This is a genomic window from Pseudomonas sp. K5002 (genome assembly GCF_013386655.1).
Taxonomy (GTDB): domain Bacteria; phylum Pseudomonadota; class Gammaproteobacteria; order Pseudomonadales; family Pseudomonadaceae; genus Aquipseudomonas.
The window spans coordinates 1-1,425 of the sequence record NZ_JACARK010001253.1 but is presented as its reverse complement, the minus strand read 5'-3'; the positions used below and the strand labels follow the sequence as shown (position 1 = coordinate 1,425).

Annotated in this window: 2 protein-coding genes; both read right to left on the bottom strand. The window is 64.4% G+C overall.

The genetic code is table 11. From position 1 onward, the window contains the following. Window positions 1-399 (bottom strand): helix-turn-helix domain-containing protein (locus tag HX846_RS35430; protein ID WP_178967268.1); only part of this gene is annotated, 399 nt, incomplete at its 3' end. Window positions 400-584: 185 nt separating this feature from the next. Continuing rightward, window positions 585-1,425: MFS transporter (locus HX846_RS35425; protein WP_178967267.1), on the bottom strand; the 841-nt coding region annotated here is incomplete at its 5' end.

The window sequence follows — 1,425 nt, the reverse complement described above, 5'->3', positions numbered from 1 at the left end:
GGGGTTGCCGGTGTTGGCATCCATCAACGCCAGCACCACCGGGCGCCCGGTGGCCTCATCGGCGAGAAACACCTTGGTCGAGCCCTCGGCATGCCGCGCGCCCCAGGCCATCAGCGTGAGAATGACCTGGCGCAAGTCCCGGCCCGCTTCGGTGAGGTGGTACTCATGGCGCGGCGGGTTGTCCTGGTACGGGCGCCGTTCCAGCAAGCCGCCGGCCACCAACGCATTCAGGCGGCGGGTCAGGGTGTTCGAGGCGATCCCGAGGCTCTGCAGGAACTCGTCGAAACGGCGCAGCCCGTAGAACGCATCACGCAGGATCAACAGGCTCCAACCATCACCGATGTGCTCCAGGGCACGGGCGACCGGGCAGGACATGGGTTGGAAGCTGGCTTTCTTCATGAGGGACTCCGGGATCTGTTGCTAAATATTACGCAAGTAATATTGCACAGTGGATTTCATAATGAAAGTCACTAGTTGAAATTTTTTGCAGCGATGGATGGCGGGCAGGCAGACGCAAAAAAGCCCCGGGATTCGGGGCTTTTCAGAGGGGAGGGTGCAGGGGGGCCGTTTGAGCGCGGCTGTCCTTATGCCTGCGCCGGTTCCTGGCAGATACGTAAACCTGTGCGCCGCGAACGCCAGCCGAGGCCCAGCACCATCAGCAAACCCAGGGCCGCCATGATCGCGCCAGCCAGTGAAATGGCCGGGTAGCCCAGCCCTGCGTTGATCACTGCTCCCCCCAGCGCCGCGCCAATGGCGTTACCGAAGTTGAACGCACCGATGTTCATCGCCGAGGCCAGGTTGGGTGCATCCTTGGCGGCTTCCATCACGCGCATCTGCAAGGGAGGTACCAGCGCAAAGCTGGCGGCGCCCCACAGCAGGATCGACAAGGCGGCGGGCAGCGGCCATTGCATGAGCACAGAGAAGGCCAGCAGCACGGCAATCAGGACCACGAGCGACGTTATCAGGGTGCGGTCCACCGAACGGTCCGCAGACCTGCCGCCCCAGACGTTGCCGAGGGTCAGGCCGATCCCGAACAGCACGAGCATTGCGGTGACGAAGTTGGTCGAGGCGTGGGTGACATCCCGCAGAATCGGCGCGATATAGGTAAACACCGTGAACATGGCGCTGGACCCCACCACGGTCAACGCCAGCGCTGCCAGTACCGGCCCGCGGCCCAGTACGCGGATTTCGGCCATCAGGCTTGCCCCTTTTGGAGCGGGCGTATTCGGTAGCGCCCACCACAGGGCCACCATCACGAACGCCCCGAGCCCGCTGATGCCCCAGAACGCCGTACGCCAGCCGAAGTTCTCGCCGAACCAGGTTGCCAGGGGCACGCCACCGATGGTCGCCAGGGTCAGCCCGAGGAACATCGCGGCGACGGCCCCCGCGCGTTTGTCGGGCGCCACCACACTCGCTGCCACGATG